This is a genomic window from Labrenzia sp. C1B70, from assembly GCF_000475395.1.
In the GTDB taxonomy this organism is placed as follows: domain Bacteria; phylum Pseudomonadota; class Alphaproteobacteria; order Rhizobiales; family Stappiaceae; genus Roseibium; species Roseibium algicola.
In genome coordinates, this window is sequence record NZ_AXCE01000002.1 from 18,858 (window position 1) to 35,895 (window position 17,038).

The window sequence follows — 17,038 nt, forward strand, 5'->3', positions numbered from 1 at the left end:
ATGCCAGACACCGTGAAAACCGCCGCACCCGAGATACCCAAAGGCGTCTGGCGTCGTCTCCTGGAAAGGAAACTCGCCGTCTTTGCCCTGGCTCTGGTCGGCGTAATCGTCGGGGCCGCAGTCTTTGCTCCCTTTGTCGCGCCTTTCGACCCGGCGGAACAGTTCTTCGAAGGGCTGACCCTGGAGGGCGCGCCTTTGCCTCCGGGCGAAACCTTCTGGCTGGGCACGGATCTGCTCGGGCGCGATCTCCTGTCACGTCTGATCTACGGCGCGCAGACGTCGCTCATCATCGGGGTTGTCGCCAACGGGATCGCCGTTGCGGTCGGTGCCTTTGTCGGCATCCTCGCCGGTTTTTTCCGTGGCTGGGTGGAAACGGTGCTGATGCGCTTCACCGATCTGATGATGGCCTTCCCGGCGCTGCTGCTTGCCATCACGCTGGCGGCCCTGTTCAGACCATCGCTCTGGATCGTTGCCATGGTGATCGCCATGGTCAACTGGGTGCAGATGGCGCGTGTCGTCTATACCGAAACCAGATCACTGTCGGAGCGCGAATTCATCCTGGCCGAACGGGCCATGGGCGCAGGCCTCTTCCGTATCCTGTTCCGCCATATCCTGCCGCATCTTCTGTCAACCATCGTCGTCTTCGGCACGCTGGGCATCTCGACGACCGTGCTGCTGGAGGCAACGCTCAGCTATCTCGGCATCGGCGTACAGCCGCCGACCCCTTCCTGGGGCAACATCATCTACGAAAACCAGACCTATTTCACCTCGGCGCCCTGGCTGGTGTTCTTCCCGGGGATCGCCATCATCGCGCTTGCGCTGGGCTTCAACCTTCTGGGCGACGCCTTGCGTGAGGTGCTCGACCCGACACAGAAGGGGAGGCACTGATCATGGGTGGTTATATTCTGCGCCGGGTGTTCCAGTCCGTACTGATCCTCATCGGCATCACCTTCCTGACCTTCGTCCTGCTCTATCTGATCCCGGCCGATCCGGCCCGCCAGATCGCAGGCCGCAGCGCCACCGCGCAGACGGTCGAGAACATTCGCGAGCAGCTTGGTCTGAACCTGCCGTTCTACCAGCAGTACTTCCGTTATCTGACCGGGCTGCTGCAGGGCGATCTCGGCCGCTCCTACCTGCAGAAGACGGAAGTGGGCGCGCTCATCTGGTCGCGTCTGCCGGCAACGCTCCTTCTCATGGTCGGCGCCATCGTCTGCGAACTGGCGATCGGACTTACCATGGGGCTCGTCGCAGCCCTGCGCCGGAACACGGCGACAGATACGAGCCTCATGGTCCTTTCCTTCGTCGGAGTTTCCTCGCCCCAGTTCGTGATCGGCATCCTGCTGCTCTACGTCTTTTCGGTGCAGCTCGGCTGGTTCCCCATCGGCGGTTACGGCACCTTCATGCACATGGTGCTGCCGTCGTTGACCCTCGGGTTCCTGGGCGCGGGCTGGTACTCGCGCATGATGCGCTCGTCCATGATCGACGTGCTGCGCCAGGACTTCATCCGCACGGCGCGCGCCAAAGGTCTGAAACGCTGGCAGGTCCTGTTCGGCCACGCCCTTCCCAACGCCTTGCTGCCGATCATCGCCATGATCGGGATCGATATCGGTCTTTTCATGAGCGGCATCGTGGTGGTTGAAAGCGTGTTCGGCTGGCCAGGCATCGGCCAGCTCGCCTGGCAGGCCATCCAGCGGGTCGACATTCCCATCATCATGGGCGTCACGCTCGTGTCCGCATTCGCGATCGTTGCCGGCAATTTCCTTGCCGACCTGATCGCTCCCCTGATTGATCCGAGGATCAAGCTGCGCTGACGCGCGGCAACCGCCGGAAAACCGCCTTCAGAGCGGCCCGGCACATCACCGTAAGAACCGGAGGTTGGACTATGAAGAAGACAGTATTGGCAGGGGCTGCCGCCCTTCTCGCCGCCACCGCCCTGACATCGGCATCCGCTCTGGCGGACGACATCAAGCAGGGCGGATCGATGATCGTCACCTACAAGGACGACGTCTCGACGCTTGATCCGGCAATTGGCTACGACTGGCAGAACTGGTCGATGATCAAGAGCCTGTTCGACGGCCTGATGGACTATGAACCCGGCACCACCAACCTGATGACGGATCTGGCCGAGGACTACACGATTTCCGATGACGGCACGGTCTTCACCTTCAAGCTGCGTGAAGGCGTGAAGTTCCACAACGGCCGCGAGATGACCGCGGAAGACGTCAAATATTCTCTCGACCGTGTCACCAATCCGGCTACCCAGAGCCCGGGCGCCGGTTTCTTCGGCTCCATCAAGGGCTTTGATGCCGTGGCGGCCGGCGATGCCACCAGCCTGGAAGGTGTCACCGTCGTCGATCCCTATACGGTCAAGATCGAACTGTCCCGTCCGGATGCGACCTTCCTGCACGTGATGGCCATCAACTTCTCGTCCATCGTGCCGAAAGAGGCCGTGGAGGAATTTGGCGCCGACTTCGGCAAGCATCCGGTCGGCACCGGTGCGTTCTCGCTGGAAGAATGGACGCTCGGCCAGCGCCTGGTGTTCAAGCGCAACGAGGACTACTGGCGCGCAGGCGTTCCCAAGCTTGACGAAATCACCTTTGAAGTCGGCCAGGAGCCGGTGGTTGCGCTCCTGCGCCTGCAGCGCGGCGAAGCCGATATTCCGGGCGATGGCATTCCCCCGGCGAAGTTCCTGGAAGTGACCAAGGACCCGCAATACAAGGACCTGATCATCGAAGGTGGCCAGCTGCACACCGGCTATGTCACCATGAACGTGAAGATGCCGCCCTTCGACAAGCTGGAGGTGCGCAAGGCCGTCAACATGGCGATCAACAAGGATCGCGTCGTGCGCATCATCAATGGCCGCGCAGTCCCGGCAAACCAGCCGCTGCCGCCCACCATGCCGGGCTATGACAACGAGTACACCGGATATGCCTATGACCCGGAAGCCGCCAAGGCGCTTCTGGCCGAGGCCGGTCTGGCTGACGGGTTCGAAACCGAACTCTATGTCTACAACACCGACCCGAACCCGCGCATTGCCCAGTCCATCCAGGCCGACCTTGCCGAAATCGGCATCAAGGCTGAAATCAAGGCACTGGCCCAGGCCAACGTGATCGCGGCAGGCGGCGAGCCCGACCAGGCACCGATGATCTGGTCCGGCGGCATGGCCTGGATCGCCGACTTCCCGGATCCGTCCAACTTCTATGGCCCGATCCTGGGCTGTGCCGGCGCGGTCAAGGGCGGGTGGAACTGGTCCTGGTACTGCAACGAGGAGCTGGACAAGCAGGCCACTGCTGCCGACAGTATCACCGACCCGGCGAAGAAGGCCGAGCGTGAGGAAGCCTGGCGCAAGATCTTCATCTCGGTGATGGACGACGCGGCCTGGGCGCCGGTGTTCCACGAGCAGCGTTTCACGATGCGGTCCGAGCGGCTGGGTGGCCCCGACGCCATCTTCGTCGATCCGGTCCACATTCCTGTCAACTACGACTACGTTTGGGCGAAAGATGTGCAGTAACTGCAAGGCCGCTTACACGATCCACGCGGCACAGCACCACTTCGGCTGGGACAACTCCAATGCCCCGGCCGAAACGGTGGCACCGGGCACGGTGCTGGAATTCGAATGTCTCGACAGTTCGGCCGGGCAGCTCACGCCCGAAAGCACTGTCGCGGATGTTTCGACGCTGGATTTCGGCAAGATCAATCCGGTCAATGGCCCCATCTATGTGGATGGGGCCGAGCCGGGCGATGCGCTGGTGGTCAAGATCCACGAGTTCAAACCCTCCGGCTTCGGCTGGACCGCCAACATTCCGGGTTTCGGTTTGCTGGCGGACCAGTTCAAGGATCCGGCCCTGCATATCTGGTCCTATGACAAGGACAAGCTGGGAACCTCGGCGTTTGCCCCGTTTGGCAAGGTGCCGTTGAAGCCGTTTGCCGGTACCATCGGTGTCGCTCCGGCGGAAGCAGGTCTTCATTCCATCGTTCCGCCCCGGCGGGTCGGTGGCAATCTTGATATCCGCGACCTTGCCGCCGGAACAACGCTCTACCTGCCGGTGGAAGTTGCCGGAGCCCTGTTCTCCATCGGCGACACCCACGCGGCGCAGGGTGATGGCGAGGTCTGCGGAACCGCGATCGAAAGCCCGATGAACACGGTGGTCGAGCTAGACCTGATCAAGGGTGCCAATCTCAAGATGCCACGGTTCGAAACCCCGGGCCCGGTGACCCGCCACCTCGACGAGATGGGCTACGAGGTCACCACCGGTATCGGCAGCGATCTCTTCGAAGGCGCCCAGGCAGCCGTTTCCAACATGATCGACCTCCTGTGTGCCCGTCACGGCTACAGCGCGGTCGATGCCTACATGCTGTGTTCGGTCTGCGGCGACCTCCGGATTTCGGAAATCGTGGACATGCCCAACTGGGTGGTCTCGTTCTACTTCCCGAAAGTCGTGCTTCAGTAACGCAGCCGGGTGGCGGTCACCGCCGCCGCCCGTTTTCCAGAGTTCAAGAAAGACCAGGGCGTCCGGATGTCCAGCCAGTCAGACCATGTAGCCGTTGCCGAAGACGTCGTTCTTTCCGTAAGAGATCTGCGCACGGACGTCGCGACGCCTTCCGGCCGCAAGACCGTGGTCAAGGGCCTGTCGTTTGACCTGAAGCGCGGTGAAACCCTTTGTATCGCGGGCGAATCCGGATCCGGAAAGTCGATCACGGCTCTGTCCATCATGGGACTTCTGCCGGAGCCGATGGCCCGGGTCTCCGGTGGTGAGGTGCTGTTTCAGGGCAAGGACCTGATCAAGCTTCCCGAGGACGCCATGCGCCGCATTCGCGGCGGTGACATTGCCATGATCTTCCAGGAGCCGATGACCTCGCTCAATCCCGTGCTGACGGTTGGTCGCCAGTTGCGTGAGGCGATCCTGGCGCATCAGGATGTCTCGGGTAGTGAAGCCAACAAGCGCGCACTGGCAATGCTGGAATCGGTGCGTCTGTCGGAGCCGGCACGGCGGCTGAAACAATATCCGCACGAGCTTTCCGGCGGCATGCGCCAGCGGGTGATGATCGCCATGGCGCTGGCCTGCAATCCGAAGGTGCTGATTGCCGATGAGCCGACGACGGCGCTCGACGTGACGATCCAGGCACAGATCCTGCAGCTGATCCGCGACTTGCAGCGCGATTTCGGCACGGCGGTGATCATGATCACCCACGACATGGGTGTCGTTGCCGAAATGGCCGACCGGGTGATCGTCATGAACCACGGCAACATCGTGGAAAGCGGCACGGCTTCCGACGTGTTCGAACGTCCGGCGGACAGTTACACACGGCACCTTCTGGAGGCCGTACCCAAGCTTGGTGCCATGACCGGTGTCGACAGTGCGGCCCGGAAAAAGGACCAGCCCGAAGCACCGGTCCTCGAGGTGGAAGACCTTGTCGTCCGCTTCGACCTGCATGGCGGCCTGCTCAATCGGGTGACATCCCGTGTTCATGCGGTCGAAGGCGTTTCTTTCACGCTGGCACCCGGGGAAACGCTGGGCCTCGTCGGAGAGAGCGGTTGCGGCAAGTCCACCATCGGCAAGGCGCTCATGAACCTGGTGCCCTGGGAAGGGAGCATCCGGGTCGCCGGCCAGCATGTCGGCATCGGCAGCGCACAGGAACAGCAGCGCCGCAGGCGCGACATGCAGATGATCTTTCAGGATCCCTATGCCTCCCTCGACCCACGCATGACCGTCGGCGAAATCGTCGGCGAACCGCTGGTGATCCACGGTCTGGCGCGGGGCAAGGACCTGAAGGACAAGGTGGCATCGCTGTTCGACCGGGTCGGCCTTCCGGCCGATGTGATCACCCGGCATCCCCACGAATTCTCCGGTGGCCAGCGCCAGCGCATCTGTATTGCCCGCGCACTGGCGCTTTCGCCCAAGGTCATTGTCGCGGATGAAAGCGTCTCGGCGCTCGATGTTTCGGTGCAGGCCCGTGTTCTGGATCTTCTGCAGGAACTGCAGGAGGATCTCGGCCTCTCGTACCTGTTCATTTCCCACGACATGGCGGTTGTCGAGCAGGTCTCGCATCGGATCGCGGTCATGTATCTCGGCCAGATCGTGGAGATGGGAACACGCCGTCAGGTGTTCGAAAACCCGCAGCACGACTATACCAAGCGACTGCTGAAGGCCGTGCCGATCCCTGATCCCAGGCGCCGGCGCACCGTTTTCGATGTGCCGACGGGCGAAATCCCCTCACCGGTGCTGCCGCTTGGGCAATCTGTCGAGCGAGTCCGTTACCATGATGTCGGCGACCGGCATCTGGTCGCGGTTGCCTGAAGCCGCCGGAACCGAGCGTGGGGCTGGCGGTGCTTTACCTCGCATGCATCCTGCGAGAATGCACTGCAGGCATTACTCCCCGGCAAGTTCGTCGATGATGGGCGACGGCATGAAACTGTCGTAGAAGGCGCTCAAGTCGACCGGAGCCACCGCGAGGCAGGCGTTCACAAGGCGTTCGATTTCTGCGCGACTGGCGACGCGCGCACGTCCTTCGATAAGTTCCTTGTGCAGCCTTTCCAATGCCTGCCACTCTTTCGTTCGGGCAAGTGTCTCGTCGCCGACAAGTGCATAGAGAGTTGCCGGCTGAGCCTTGCCCTTGAGAGTAATCGTCCCTGCTTCCAGAAGTGCCATGGCCTTGCACGCGGTTGCAGTTGTCTGCGTCAGCAAAATAGGCCAGCCGACCTGCTTGCAGGCGGTCTCGACTCTGGAAGCAACGTTGACGGCGTCACCGATGACCGAGTAGTTGAACCGCGAACTCGACCCCATGTTGCCAACGCAACCAGGTCCGCTGTTCAGGCCGATGCCAATGCGGATGTCGCCCAATTTATGGGGTCCGGACTTGAAGCCGAAGGCATCCCGGTCGTTGAGTTCCTTGACGATTTTTATCATGTCCAGCGCAGCATGGGCGGCCTTGACCGGATGATCGGCAACGTCAAGCGGTGCGTTCCAGAACGCCATGATTGAATCGCCAATATATTTGTCGATTGCGCCTTCCCGTTTCTGGATGCATTCAGATAGTGGAGATAGCAGACGGTTCAGGAATGCGACCACCTCTTCGGGAGGCAGATTTTCAGAAATCGGCGTAAACCCCCTCACGTCCATGAACATCATCGTCATGTCGCGGATTTCGCCTCCGAGACGCAGCGTGTGAGGCTGTTCCTCCAGCTTTCTGAGCAAGTCCGGTGCGAGATAGCGCTGGAACGCCCTTCGGACAAACCGCTTTTCCCGCTCCGCGAAGGCAAACATCAAGATTGTGGTCAGGAGAAAAATAAGCCCGGAAACCAGCATGGGGAAGACCGGATCCAGAAGGAGGCCATAGCTGGAAAAGGCAAACCAGCTTCCGCCGCTAACTGCCGCGCTCAGGACGGCGCCAACGGCAGCCGATGGGATCGCGCCCGTTGACGGCAATATGGCACCGATAATGAGCGTCACGATGAACAACGCCGCGATTTCGGCTCCGGTCGCCCAGTCGGGACGGTTGAGAAACGTATTCGACAGGATCTGATCAATGATCTGATGATGCATGAAAACACCCGGAACGCTCTCGCCGAGAGCCGTGAGCCTGATGTCTCGCAATCCGGCAGCCGACGATCCGAAGAGGATGATGTGGCCCTCGATCAGGGGGGCCAGCTCCTCGTCCGACAGGTTCAGAAGATCCCGCGCAGAAAGATAGAGAGACGGGTCATTGCGCGAATAATAGATCAGCAGATGGCCATTTGCCGTGACCGGAACCTGGAACTCTCCGACCTTGAATTCAGTCATGGCGAGTGTTCCTGCACTGAACTCGCCGCTCGCTTCCGAAGTCTTGAGAACAAAGGTTTTGTCGCCAAGTGCGACACGAAGTGTCTCAAGTGCCAGGGCCGGATATATTTCACCGTTCGTGCCGGCGATGAACATTGGAACCTGGCGCACCACCCCGTCGGAATCCGCCTGCCCAAGGGAAATCGTACCACTTCCCTCCGCGACAGCCTGATAGGGCGGCAGGCTCATCACGCTGCCTCTGATCGGGTCGAGGAGCGGTGTCGGATCTTCCCCGAGGACGACGTAGGCAGCCTTGGCATCGGGCAGTCCCATTGCCGATCTCGGTTCGTTGAAAAACCCGAGGATCGTTGGTAGCCCGGCCATTGACTGAACGAAAACGGCATCATTGTCGGGTATTCCCGAGAGCAGTGGCTTGATCTCGTCGCGGCCGGGCCAACCGCGTTCTTCCAGCTCCCGCAAGAACCCCGCCGGTCCCGTCCGGTCGGGCTCGGAAAACACCATGTCAAAGGCGGCGCAGGCAGCTCCCAGGTTCTGAATACGCTCCAGAAGTTTGGCAATCTGCGTACGCGGCCACGGCCATTGGCCTAGCTGCGCTATCGACTTCTCGTCGATGTCGATGATCCGGATCGGTTGCCCCAAAGCCTCCCTCGGTTTGAAGCGCTGATAGGTGTCGAAGGTGATCCAGCGCAGGGACGCTATGAACGGGGGATCGGACAGGCGTAGTTCACGGGCGCCGAAAAGGAGGATCAGCGTCAGACCCAGGACGAAAACGTGCCTGTTGCGTAGCAAGTTGAAAAGCGTCTTTCCCACCGGCATGCCCCTGACCGACAGAGCTGTTCGGGAGCCGCGACACCGTTCCCATGTCTGGTGCCCACTCCACGCTAGAATACGCGTTTCTGAGAAAAATAGACCTTGACAAAAAGAACAGGGTTTGAGCCGAGAAATCGGAAACGATTCGTCTGTTGGTTAAGGATGTGGTAAGATCTCATCGGTCGGGCCGGAGTGGGAGCTATGAGGTTTGCCCCGGTTTTAATAGTTTTATCGTTATCCATCTTTTATTCGTCGGTGTCCTTGGCCGACAAGGTTGGCATAACTGTTGATGCAAGAAAGACCGTCAAAGCGACGGGGGGAGGTGACCCCCGCATCTTGGCATCAAACACATCCATTTTCAGGGACGACCGGTTGCGTGCCAATTCCAGCGGAAACGCACAGATCCGGCTGATCGACGGCACCAAGATTGTTGTCGGTCCCAATGCGGATGTGAAGATCGATGACTTCGTGATCACGGGTCAGACTGTTAGCAAGCTTACTGTTAGTGCAACGCGCGGCGCCTTCCGCTTCATCAGCGGGCGCAGCAAGTCTTCCGCCTACAGCATACGGACACCGAATGGCACGATCGGCGTGCGGGGCACGGCTTTCGATGTGACAATCACGCCTCAGGGAACCAATGTCGCCCTGTTGCGCGGTGCGATCAACGCATGCGACAGGAGCGGGCGCTGCCAGTTGGTCAGAAACCGGTGCGACTATGTCCTTATCGGTCGGCGCGGGGTGAAACAGGATCGGCTGAATTCGGATGCACTCAGAAATCGGTCGAAGTCACTCTTTCCGCTACTCGTAAATGAGTCGAACCTGAACAGACAGTTCAGGCAGCGCGGGTCTGGATGCACCGTGAAAAATGCGAGGCTGGCACCCGATCGGGTTCCCGAGCAGCAACCCAGGAACATTTTCCGCGCCCTCTTCAGTCCGCGACAACCAACCGAGAACCTGAACAGCCCCGAGCGGAGCAGCCCCGAGCGAAACAGCCCCGAGCCGAACAGCCCAGGTTCGAATAGCTCAGAGCCGAGCAATTCCGTCTCCAGTTCACCAGAACCGGCGGCACAATCTGGCGGTGCGCCTGCGAGCGCTGGCGTTCCCAACAATCCGGGCAACGGCAATGCTGTCGGCAATGCGGGAGAAAGATTTTCCGGCGGCTCTCGCGGAAACAGTGCAAACGCACCCGGCCAGAGCAGCGATTCACCGGGCAGGAGCGGCAGCACACCGGGAGAAAACAGACAGGCCCGCAACCAGGCTGAACGCCGCAATAATTAGCCTTTTATCAGGCGGGCGGCGCGCCGATGGCATCCGGGTGGGCGTCCTTGAACGCGTCGAGCGCTTCGGCGGCAGCAGCAGCACGCAGAATTTTCGGAAATCCGGAAACATCCACACCCCAGCGATTGGCGTTGTAGAGCTGAGGCATCAGGCAGCAGTCGGCCATGCTCGGCGTTTCGCCGTGGCAGAACGGACTGTTGTCATCCAGTAGGTTCTCGAAGGCGGCAAGGCCCTTGCCGATAAAGCGCTGCATCCAGGCTTTCTTGGCATCATCGCCACCGCCGGTCAGCTCCGCCACATGACCAACAATGCCGAGATTGCAGACCGGGTGGATTTCCATGGCAATAGCATAGGAGAGCTGACGCACCCGGTACTGGCCGTCGACATCGTCCGGCATCAAGGTCGAACCGGGTGTGGTCGCATGCAGATATTCGATGATGGCCAGCGACTGGGTCAGCGTCTTGCCGTCAACGATCAGCGCGGGCAACAGGCCCTGAGGGTTGAGAGCGAGATAGTCATCTTCCAGATGGGCGCGGGTCAGAAGGTTCACCGGCCGGTAGTCAACATCGAGCTTCAGCAGATTGAGCGCAACGCGCACGCGATAGCTCGCCGAGGACCGCCAGTAGTCATATAAAACAATATCTTTCGCCACGAATCCCTCCCAGCAACACGGTGTGCATTGATACACTTATTTGGCCATGAATTGGCAAGTCCGTGTGCGCGGAACGCGGGAAAGGACGATTTTTTGCTGAGCCGGTGAAGAAGCCCTTGCCGTTCTCTTTTCTCTTCCTCTGGAGGTCACCCCGGGTCTCGCGATGCTCGCCCGGGGTGACTTCGAAGTTTGCGGCCAGGTTCGCAGGTCAGGACAGGACAAGGTCCTTTTCTCGGGCAGCAGGCGTTTTGCGTGTCCTTGCTGGTGAGGGCTGCGGAACCGCCGGTGCCTTGCCCTTCTGCGGTTTGCCGGCGACATAGACCTCATCTATGGCCCGGTCGTCGCCCAGCATCTGCAGAACGAAAAGCTCTTCCGCAAGGGTCGACGCCCGCTCCATGCGCAGGGCCATTGCCTCGGTCGCACGGCTGTCCAGCACCACGATGTCCGCTTCCGTGCCTTCGTCCAGGGTGCCGATCCTGTCTTCCAGGCCGAGCGCGACGGCATTGCCGCGGGTTATCCAGTGGAAGGCCCGGAACGGATGCAGTTTCTGGTCCTGCAGCTGCAGGATCTTGTAACCCTCGTTCAGTGTCTGCAGCATGGAATAGCTGGTGCCGGCGCCGATGTCGGTGGCAATCGTGTTGACGATGCCCTTCGAGCGCAAGCCTGCATCATCGAAAAGACCGCTGCCGAGGAAGAGGTTCGACGTCGGGCAGAACACCGGTCGGGCGCCGGTTTCGGCCAGCGCATCAATCTCGCGCTGTTCCAGGTGGATCGAGTGGCCGAGCAGCATCTTGTCCGACAGGAGGCCGTGGCGCTGGTAGACATCGAGATAGTCGCGGGCTTCCGGGTAAAGCTCCAGCGTATAGGCGATCTCGTTTTTATTTTCGGACAGATGGGTCTGGACGAAGCAGTCCGAATGCTCGGCAACCAGCGCGCCGGCCATCTCCATCTGTTCCGGAGTTGAGGTGATCGCGAAGCGCGGCGTAATGGCGTAGCTCGCACGCCCTCGTCCATGCCATTTGGCGATCAGGTCCTTCGTGTCGTCATAGCCGGATTGCGGCGTGTCGCGCAGCCCGTCTGGGGCGTTGCGGTCCATCAGCACCTTGCCGCCGATCATCCGCATGTTGCGCTGCTCGGCTTCCTCGAAATAGGCCTCCGCCGAGGCCTTGTGGACCGAACAATAGGCAACGGCCGTCGTGGTGCCATGGTCGGTCAGCAGGTCGAAGAAGCGGCAGGCCATGGCGGCAGCATGGCCTTCATCCGAAAAGCGGGTTTCTTCGGGGAACGTGTAGGTGTTCAGCCAGTCGAGAAGCTGTGCCCCCCAGGAGGCGACGATCTGCACCTGCGGAAAATGGATATGGGTATCGATGAACCCCGCCATCAGCAGTTTCGGCCGGTGATCGATGATTTCCGCATCACCCGCCCCGGCAACCACTTCGCAATAGCTGCCACGGCGCAGGATGAGGCCGTTTTCGATCAGAAGTGCACCATCCTCGATGTAATCGAAGGCGGAGGTGTCGTCCGGGGATTGTGGCTCGGCTGAAAAAGTCAGCAGGCGGCCACGAAGCAAGAGACGGTCGGAAGGCATCGAGAAAGGTCCCGTTTGTCGGAGTTCGGGGCGGAAGATCCGCCCCGAAGTGGTTTTAGGTCTGGTTCATTCGCCCGGGCTGACCTGGGCAGTGGCAATCGGCTCGGCTTCCGGCTCTGCCGCGTCTTCACGGTGGAAGATCGGGTAGATGAACAGGAAGGCGGCGGCGATCAGGTAGCCGAGGCTGACGGTGGTAAATTCCGGCCAGTGAAGCGTTGCCGAATGGATGATCCCGACCGAGGCCATTGCAAAGGCGGCAAAGGCGAAGCCACCGGCATTGCGGAACTTGCCGTCAATGACACTGGCAACGATGGCGCCCCAGATGAGACCCGTCAGGATGGCACCCTGGCTGAGGGCGAGGTGACCTTCGTAATGGGCGCCCTGCTGCAGCAGCGCTGCGGTCAGTTTCGGATCGCCAAGGGCCAGCATGCCGGTGGCCCCGGTTGCGCCGAGCGCACCAATCAGCGAGCCCCACTTGATGATGAGGAAGCTGGAGACATGCGGCATCATCGCGATGGTGACGGCGGCCATATGGTCGGTGCGCACGGCATGGGCAGTGTTGGTGATCAGGCTGAGCGCGACGAACACCAGAACGGGGGCGGCAGCGGCCACCGGGATCAGGTTGTTCAGGAAGGCAAGCAAACCGAAAAAGGCCGCCAGCGGAATGACCGCGCCGACGCCGATCACGTAACCTGCATGAGCACCCATGCGCTTGTAGGCCGGATGGCCGATATAGGCGGTCGTCGGGAAGGGCGAACCGAACAGCGCGCCGATCATGGTGCCGACACCGTCGGTAATCTGGCAGGTTGCCACCGGATAATGGTCGCCTGCGGCTTCTGCGCTCTCCACGTTGTTCATCGTTTCGATGAAATTGTAGATCTGCACCGGCACCAGAACCAGGAACAGCTCCGGATGGTTGAACAGATGCTGGATCCCGGCCATCAGGTCACCAAGGTAGGGAACGGGCGGATAGAAGCCGACGCCCTCAAAGCTGATCGTCGATTGACCGGTGGCCAGCGCGACCCCGGTGCCGACCATCAGGGCCAGCAGGCCGGCCGGAATGTTGAACGGCAGGCGGAACCGGCCGACGAGGCCCCACAGGATGATGATCATCGAGGCGAAGCCGATGAACGGGTTCTCGAACACCGTTGCCAGCGGTACGGTGCCGATGAACACCAGGGCGATGCCGCACAAGGTGCCGAGCATGCCCGCACGCGGGGTCACCTTTTTCAGCCAGGGGCCGACAAGCGCACCAAGGGCCGCGACGATGCCGCCCATGAAGCCCGCGCCGATGCCGACCTGCCAGGCAAGAACCGGATCATTGGTCGCCCAGTAGATCGGTCCGATGACGCCGAAGAGATAGACGAACATCACCGGTGTCGAAATGCCGTAAGGCAGCGCGGTCACGTCCCGGCCATGCTGTGCGGCGGCGCGTTTGGCCAGTAGGACATAGGCAGCGACACCGGCCAGGATCGCAATGGCGGCACCCGGCACGATCTTGCCGTAGACAATGTCCGCCGGCATCTGGAATACGAACTGGCAGATGCCTGCCAGGACCATGAGGTTTACGAGGTTGTCGGTGAACAGGGCCCAGAAGGCGCTGAAATCCCCCCTCGAAAACAAAGTGTAGTCGTTCCTCCCAACCCGCATGTCGGGTCTCCTTTCAGGGTAAGACAGCCGTCCTGTTCCATCTCCCAAAGGACAGGGCAGCCGTTGTTTCACTGCGCGGCCTCCAGCAGCGCAGCCTCCTCCGTATCGCCGGCAGCTCTTGCGCCCGAGGTCAGGGCGGTCAGGACTTCTGCGGCGACAAAAGCGGCGATGATCTCGGGGCGCTTGTCCCGGCTGGCGGTTGCGCCGATCGGGCAGGTCAGCTGGTCGATGGAAAGGCCATTGCAATGGCTGTTGCACCAGGAGCGCAGCTTGGCGCGTTTTGTGGCCGACCCGATCATGCCGACGTAGGACGCATGGCCGATCTCCAGCGCGGCCGACGTCAGCAGGAAGTCCAGGCCGTGGTCATGGGTCAGCACGATAAAGGCGCTGCCCGCGGGCGCATTGTAGATTTCGACTTCCGGAATGGCCCGCAGGCGCATGTCGACACGCGCCTGGCATTGCGCCAGCTCTTCCTTGCGCATGTCGATCAGTACGCAGTGCACCGGCGCATGCTGCAGCAGGTTGGCAATCGCCCGGCCGACATGTCCCGCGCCCATCACATAGACATGCGGCAGCGCATCGTCCTCGTCCCGCAGGCGGCTGATGACTGCCTGCCGTTCGGCTTTGCGCATGCGTGCAAGTGATATTTCCACCCGTCCGCCGCAGCACTGGCCGATTTCCGGGCCGAGCGGCAAGTCGAGCCTGGAGGAAAGCGTGCCGTCGGCCAGCATGGAACGGGCCTGGGTAATGACGATGTGCTCCAGTTGGCCGCCGCCGATGGTGCCGAAGAGGCTGTTCGGGGCAACGAACATCTCCGTGCCGGCTTCCCGGGGGGACGATCCTCGAACCCGCGTCAGCACGACACGGACGATCGGGTGGGCTGAGCCGAAGAAGCTTTCGGTCTGGCTGGAGCGCATAGTCATGATTTACTCCCGGGTTTTCAGCCGCTCGATGGCCATCAGCACCCGCTCCGGCGTTGCCGGGGCATCAAGGCGCGGGCATTCGCGGTAATCGGCGACACTGGCAACGGCCATGGAAAGCGCCTCGAAGACGGAAACCCCCAGCATGAAGGGCGGTTCGCCCACGGCCTTGGAGCGCTTGATGGTGCGTTCCTTGTTTTCCGACCATTCGGCAAGCTTCACGGTGAACTGGCGTGGCCGGTCGGAAGCGAGCGGGATCTTGTAGGTCGACGGCGCGTGGGTCCTGAGGCGTCCGGCCTGGTCCCACCACAGTTCTTCCGTCGTCAGCCAGCCCATGCCCTGAATGAAGGCACCTTCCACCTGCCCCTTGTCGAGGATCGGGTTCAGCGACTTGCCGACGTCATGCAGGATATCGGTCCGCTCCACCCGGTATTCACCGGTGAGCGTGTCGACGGAAACTTCCGAGCAGGATGCGCCATAGGCGAAATAGTAGAACGGACGGCCCTTTCCGGCGGCGCGGTCCCAGTGGATCTTCGGGGTCTTGTAGAAGCCGGCGGCCGACAGGTGCACACGGGCCATGTAGGCCTGGCGGACAAGATCATTGAAGGACACCAGTTCGGACCCGATCTCGACCATGTTGTTGTGGAAGCGGATGGTTTCCGGTTCCGTGTTCCAGCGCTCGGCGGCAAAGGCGACCAGCCGTTCCTTCAGCTGTTCGGCCGCGTTCAGGGCGGCCATGCCGTTGAGGTCGGAGCCCGATGAGGCGGCGGTTGCCGATGTGTTCGGCACCTTTTCGGTCGTCGTCTTGGTGATCTTGATGCGCTCGAAATCCACCTGGAAGGCATCTGCCACGACCTGGGCCACCTTGGTGTTCAGGCCCTGGCCCATTTCGGTGCCGCCATGGTTCAGGTGGATCGATCCGTCATTGTAGATGTGGATCAGCGCGCCGGCCTGATTGTACCAGGTGGCTGTAAAAGAAATGCCGAACTTGACCGGTGTCAGCGCAATACCCCGTTTTAATATGGAGGAACGGGCATTGTGCTGCAGGATCGCCTCACGGCGGGCCTGGTAGTCAGAGGAGCTTTCGAGTTCTCCGATCAAGCGCGGCAAGATGTTGTCCTCGACCTCCTGATGATAGGGGGTGAGGAGACGGCCGTCGTTGCGGTCGCCATAGAAATTGGCCTTGCGGATCTCCAGCGGGTCCTTGCCGAGCGCATAGGCGATCTCCTCGATCATGCGTTCGGCGGCAACCACGCCCTGCGGCCCGCCGAACCCTCGGAAAGCGGTGTTCGAGACCGTGTTGGTTTTCATCGGCCGGCTGGTGAGCCGGACATTCGGATAGAAATAGGCATTGTCCGCGTGGAACAGCGCGCGGTCGGTCACCGGACCGGAAAGGTCCGAGGAATAACCGCAACGTGCCGCGAAGGTGCCGTCGACAGCCTCGATCCGGCCGCTGTCGTCGAAGGCAACGTCGTAGTCGACCACGAAGTCGTGCCGCTTGCCGGTGGCGGTCATGTCCTGGTCGCGGTCCGGGCGGATCTTTACCGGGCAGTTCCACTTCTTCGCGGCGATGGCAGCCACCGCGCAGAAGAGGTTCATCTGGCTTTCCTTGCCGCCGAAGCCACCGCCCATACGGCGGACGTTGACCGTGACCGCGTTCGACGGCACGCCGAGCACATGGGCGACCATATGCTGCGCCTCGCTCGGGTGCTGGGTGGAGCAATGGACAATAACGTCATCATCCTCACCCGGAATGGCAAAGGCGATCTGGCCTTCCAGGTACATGTGGTCCTGGCCGCCGATCGTCATCCGGCCCTGGATGCGGTTCTTCGCGCTGTCGAAGGCGGGGGCAATGTAGCCGCGTTCCAGCTTCAGCGGTGCGGTGACATGCGGATAGTCGGCCTCCATCGCACTGACGGGATCAAGCGCATGCGGCAGGACTTCATAGTCGATCTTTGCCAGCTCGGTGGCCCGACGGGCAGCGTCACGGCTTGTTGCGATGACGGCAAACAGCGGCTGGCCATGGAATTCCGTCTTGTCGACCGGGAACACCGGTTCGTCGTTCTGGCCCGTGGGGCTGATGTCGTTGCAACCCGGAACGTCGGCCGCCGTCAGCACACCGATGACACCGGGAGCTGCCAGAACCGCCTCCAGATCCATTGACCTGATCAGGCCGTGGGCAACCGTGGACGTGCCGAGATAGGCATGCAGGGTGCCCTGCGGTTCGGCAATGTCGTCGCAGTATTCTGCCCGGCCGGTGACGTGTTTTTCCGCGCTGTCGTGGCGGCGGTCGGTATGGACAGCGCCGCTGATCGACTTCTTGGCGTCCGTGATGATGTCGTGTTTCATGTGGTTCGCC

General features: G+C 61.4%; 12 protein-coding genes. 6 read left to right on the forward strand and 6 right to left on the reverse strand.

What is annotated here, in order from left to right:
• The 5 genes from Q666_RS34855 (at nucleotide 1) to Q666_RS34875 (ending at nucleotide 6,299) form a co-directional block, all read left to right on the forward strand.
• Nucleotides 1-888: an ABC transporter permease gene (locus tag Q666_RS34855; RefSeq protein WP_088665254.1), complete on the forward strand. Its 888-nt coding sequence runs from the start codon at nucleotides 1-3 to the stop codon at nucleotides 886-888.
• Nucleotides 889-890: 2 nt separating this feature from the next.
• Nucleotides 891-1,811 carry an ABC transporter permease gene (locus tag Q666_RS34860; protein ID WP_022999315.1) on the forward strand — a complete coding sequence of 307 codons (921 nt, stop codon included), beginning with the start codon at nucleotides 891-893 and terminating at the stop codon, nucleotides 1,809-1,811.
• A gap of 71 nt (nucleotides 1,812-1,882) precedes the next feature.
• Nucleotides 1,883-3,511 carry an ABC transporter substrate-binding protein gene (locus Q666_RS34865; protein WP_022999314.1) on the forward strand — a complete coding sequence of 543 codons (1,629 nt, stop codon included), beginning with the start codon at nucleotides 1,883-1,885 and terminating at the stop codon, nucleotides 3,509-3,511.
• Nucleotides 3,501-4,451: an acetamidase/formamidase family protein gene (locus tag Q666_RS34870; protein ID WP_022999313.1), complete on the forward strand. Its 951-nt coding sequence runs from the start codon at nucleotides 3,501-3,503 to the stop codon at nucleotides 4,449-4,451. The genes Q666_RS34865 and Q666_RS34870 overlap by 11 nt, the downstream gene beginning before the upstream one ends.
• 66 nt (nucleotides 4,452-4,517) lie before the next feature.
• A complete protein-coding gene (locus Q666_RS34875; protein WP_031268764.1) occupies nucleotides 4,518-6,299 on the forward strand; it encodes an ABC transporter ATP-binding protein in 1,782 nt (593 codons plus the stop codon).
• A gap of 72 nt (nucleotides 6,300-6,371) precedes the next feature.
• On the opposite strand, the gene Q666_RS34880 is transcribed toward Q666_RS34875, so the two are convergent.
• Nucleotides 6,372-8,591, reverse strand: a complete 2,220-nt coding sequence (locus Q666_RS34880; RefSeq protein ID WP_161633218.1) for an adenylate/guanylate cyclase domain-containing protein — start codon at nucleotides 8,589-8,591, stop codon at nucleotides 6,372-6,374.
• Nucleotides 8,592-8,792: 201 nt separating this feature from the next.
• Between Q666_RS34880 and Q666_RS64645 the strand changes: the two genes are divergently transcribed.
• Nucleotides 8,793-9,869, forward strand: coding sequence for a FecR domain-containing protein (locus Q666_RS64645; RefSeq protein WP_081713157.1), 1,077 nt, complete (start codon nucleotides 8,793-8,795; stop codon nucleotides 9,867-9,869).
• Nucleotides 9,870-9,876: 7 nt separating this feature from the next.
• On the opposite strand, the gene maiA is transcribed toward Q666_RS64645, so the two are convergent.
• From maiA to xdhB, 5 genes are all read right to left on the reverse strand, one after another.
• Entirely contained in the window at nucleotides 9,877-10,521 is a 645-nt protein-coding gene (gene maiA / locus Q666_RS34885; protein WP_023014425.1) for a maleylacetoacetate isomerase, read from the reverse strand.
• Nucleotides 10,522-10,729: 208 nt separating this feature from the next.
• Nucleotides 10,730-12,109 carry a guanine deaminase gene (gene guaD, locus Q666_RS34890; protein WP_022999308.1) on the reverse strand — a complete coding sequence of 460 codons (1,380 nt, stop codon included), beginning with the start codon at nucleotides 12,107-12,109 and terminating at the stop codon, nucleotides 10,730-10,732.
• Nucleotides 12,110-12,175: 66 nt separating this feature from the next.
• Nucleotides 12,176-13,759, reverse strand: coding sequence for a xanthine/uracil/vitamin C permease (locus tag Q666_RS34895; RefSeq protein WP_031268760.1), 1,584 nt, complete (start codon nucleotides 13,757-13,759; stop codon nucleotides 12,176-12,178).
• 68 nt (nucleotides 13,760-13,827) lie between these two features.
• Entirely contained in the window at nucleotides 13,828-14,682 is an 855-nt protein-coding gene (xdhC, locus tag Q666_RS34900; RefSeq protein ID WP_031268759.1) for a xanthine dehydrogenase accessory protein XdhC, read from the reverse strand.
• A gap of 3 nt (nucleotides 14,683-14,685) precedes the next feature.
• Nucleotides 14,686-17,028 (reverse strand): xanthine dehydrogenase molybdopterin binding subunit, encoded by a 2,343-nt coding sequence (gene xdhB / locus Q666_RS34905; protein WP_022999305.1) that lies wholly within the window; start codon nucleotides 17,026-17,028, stop codon nucleotides 14,686-14,688.
• Nucleotides 17,029-17,038: the final 10 nt, after the last annotated feature.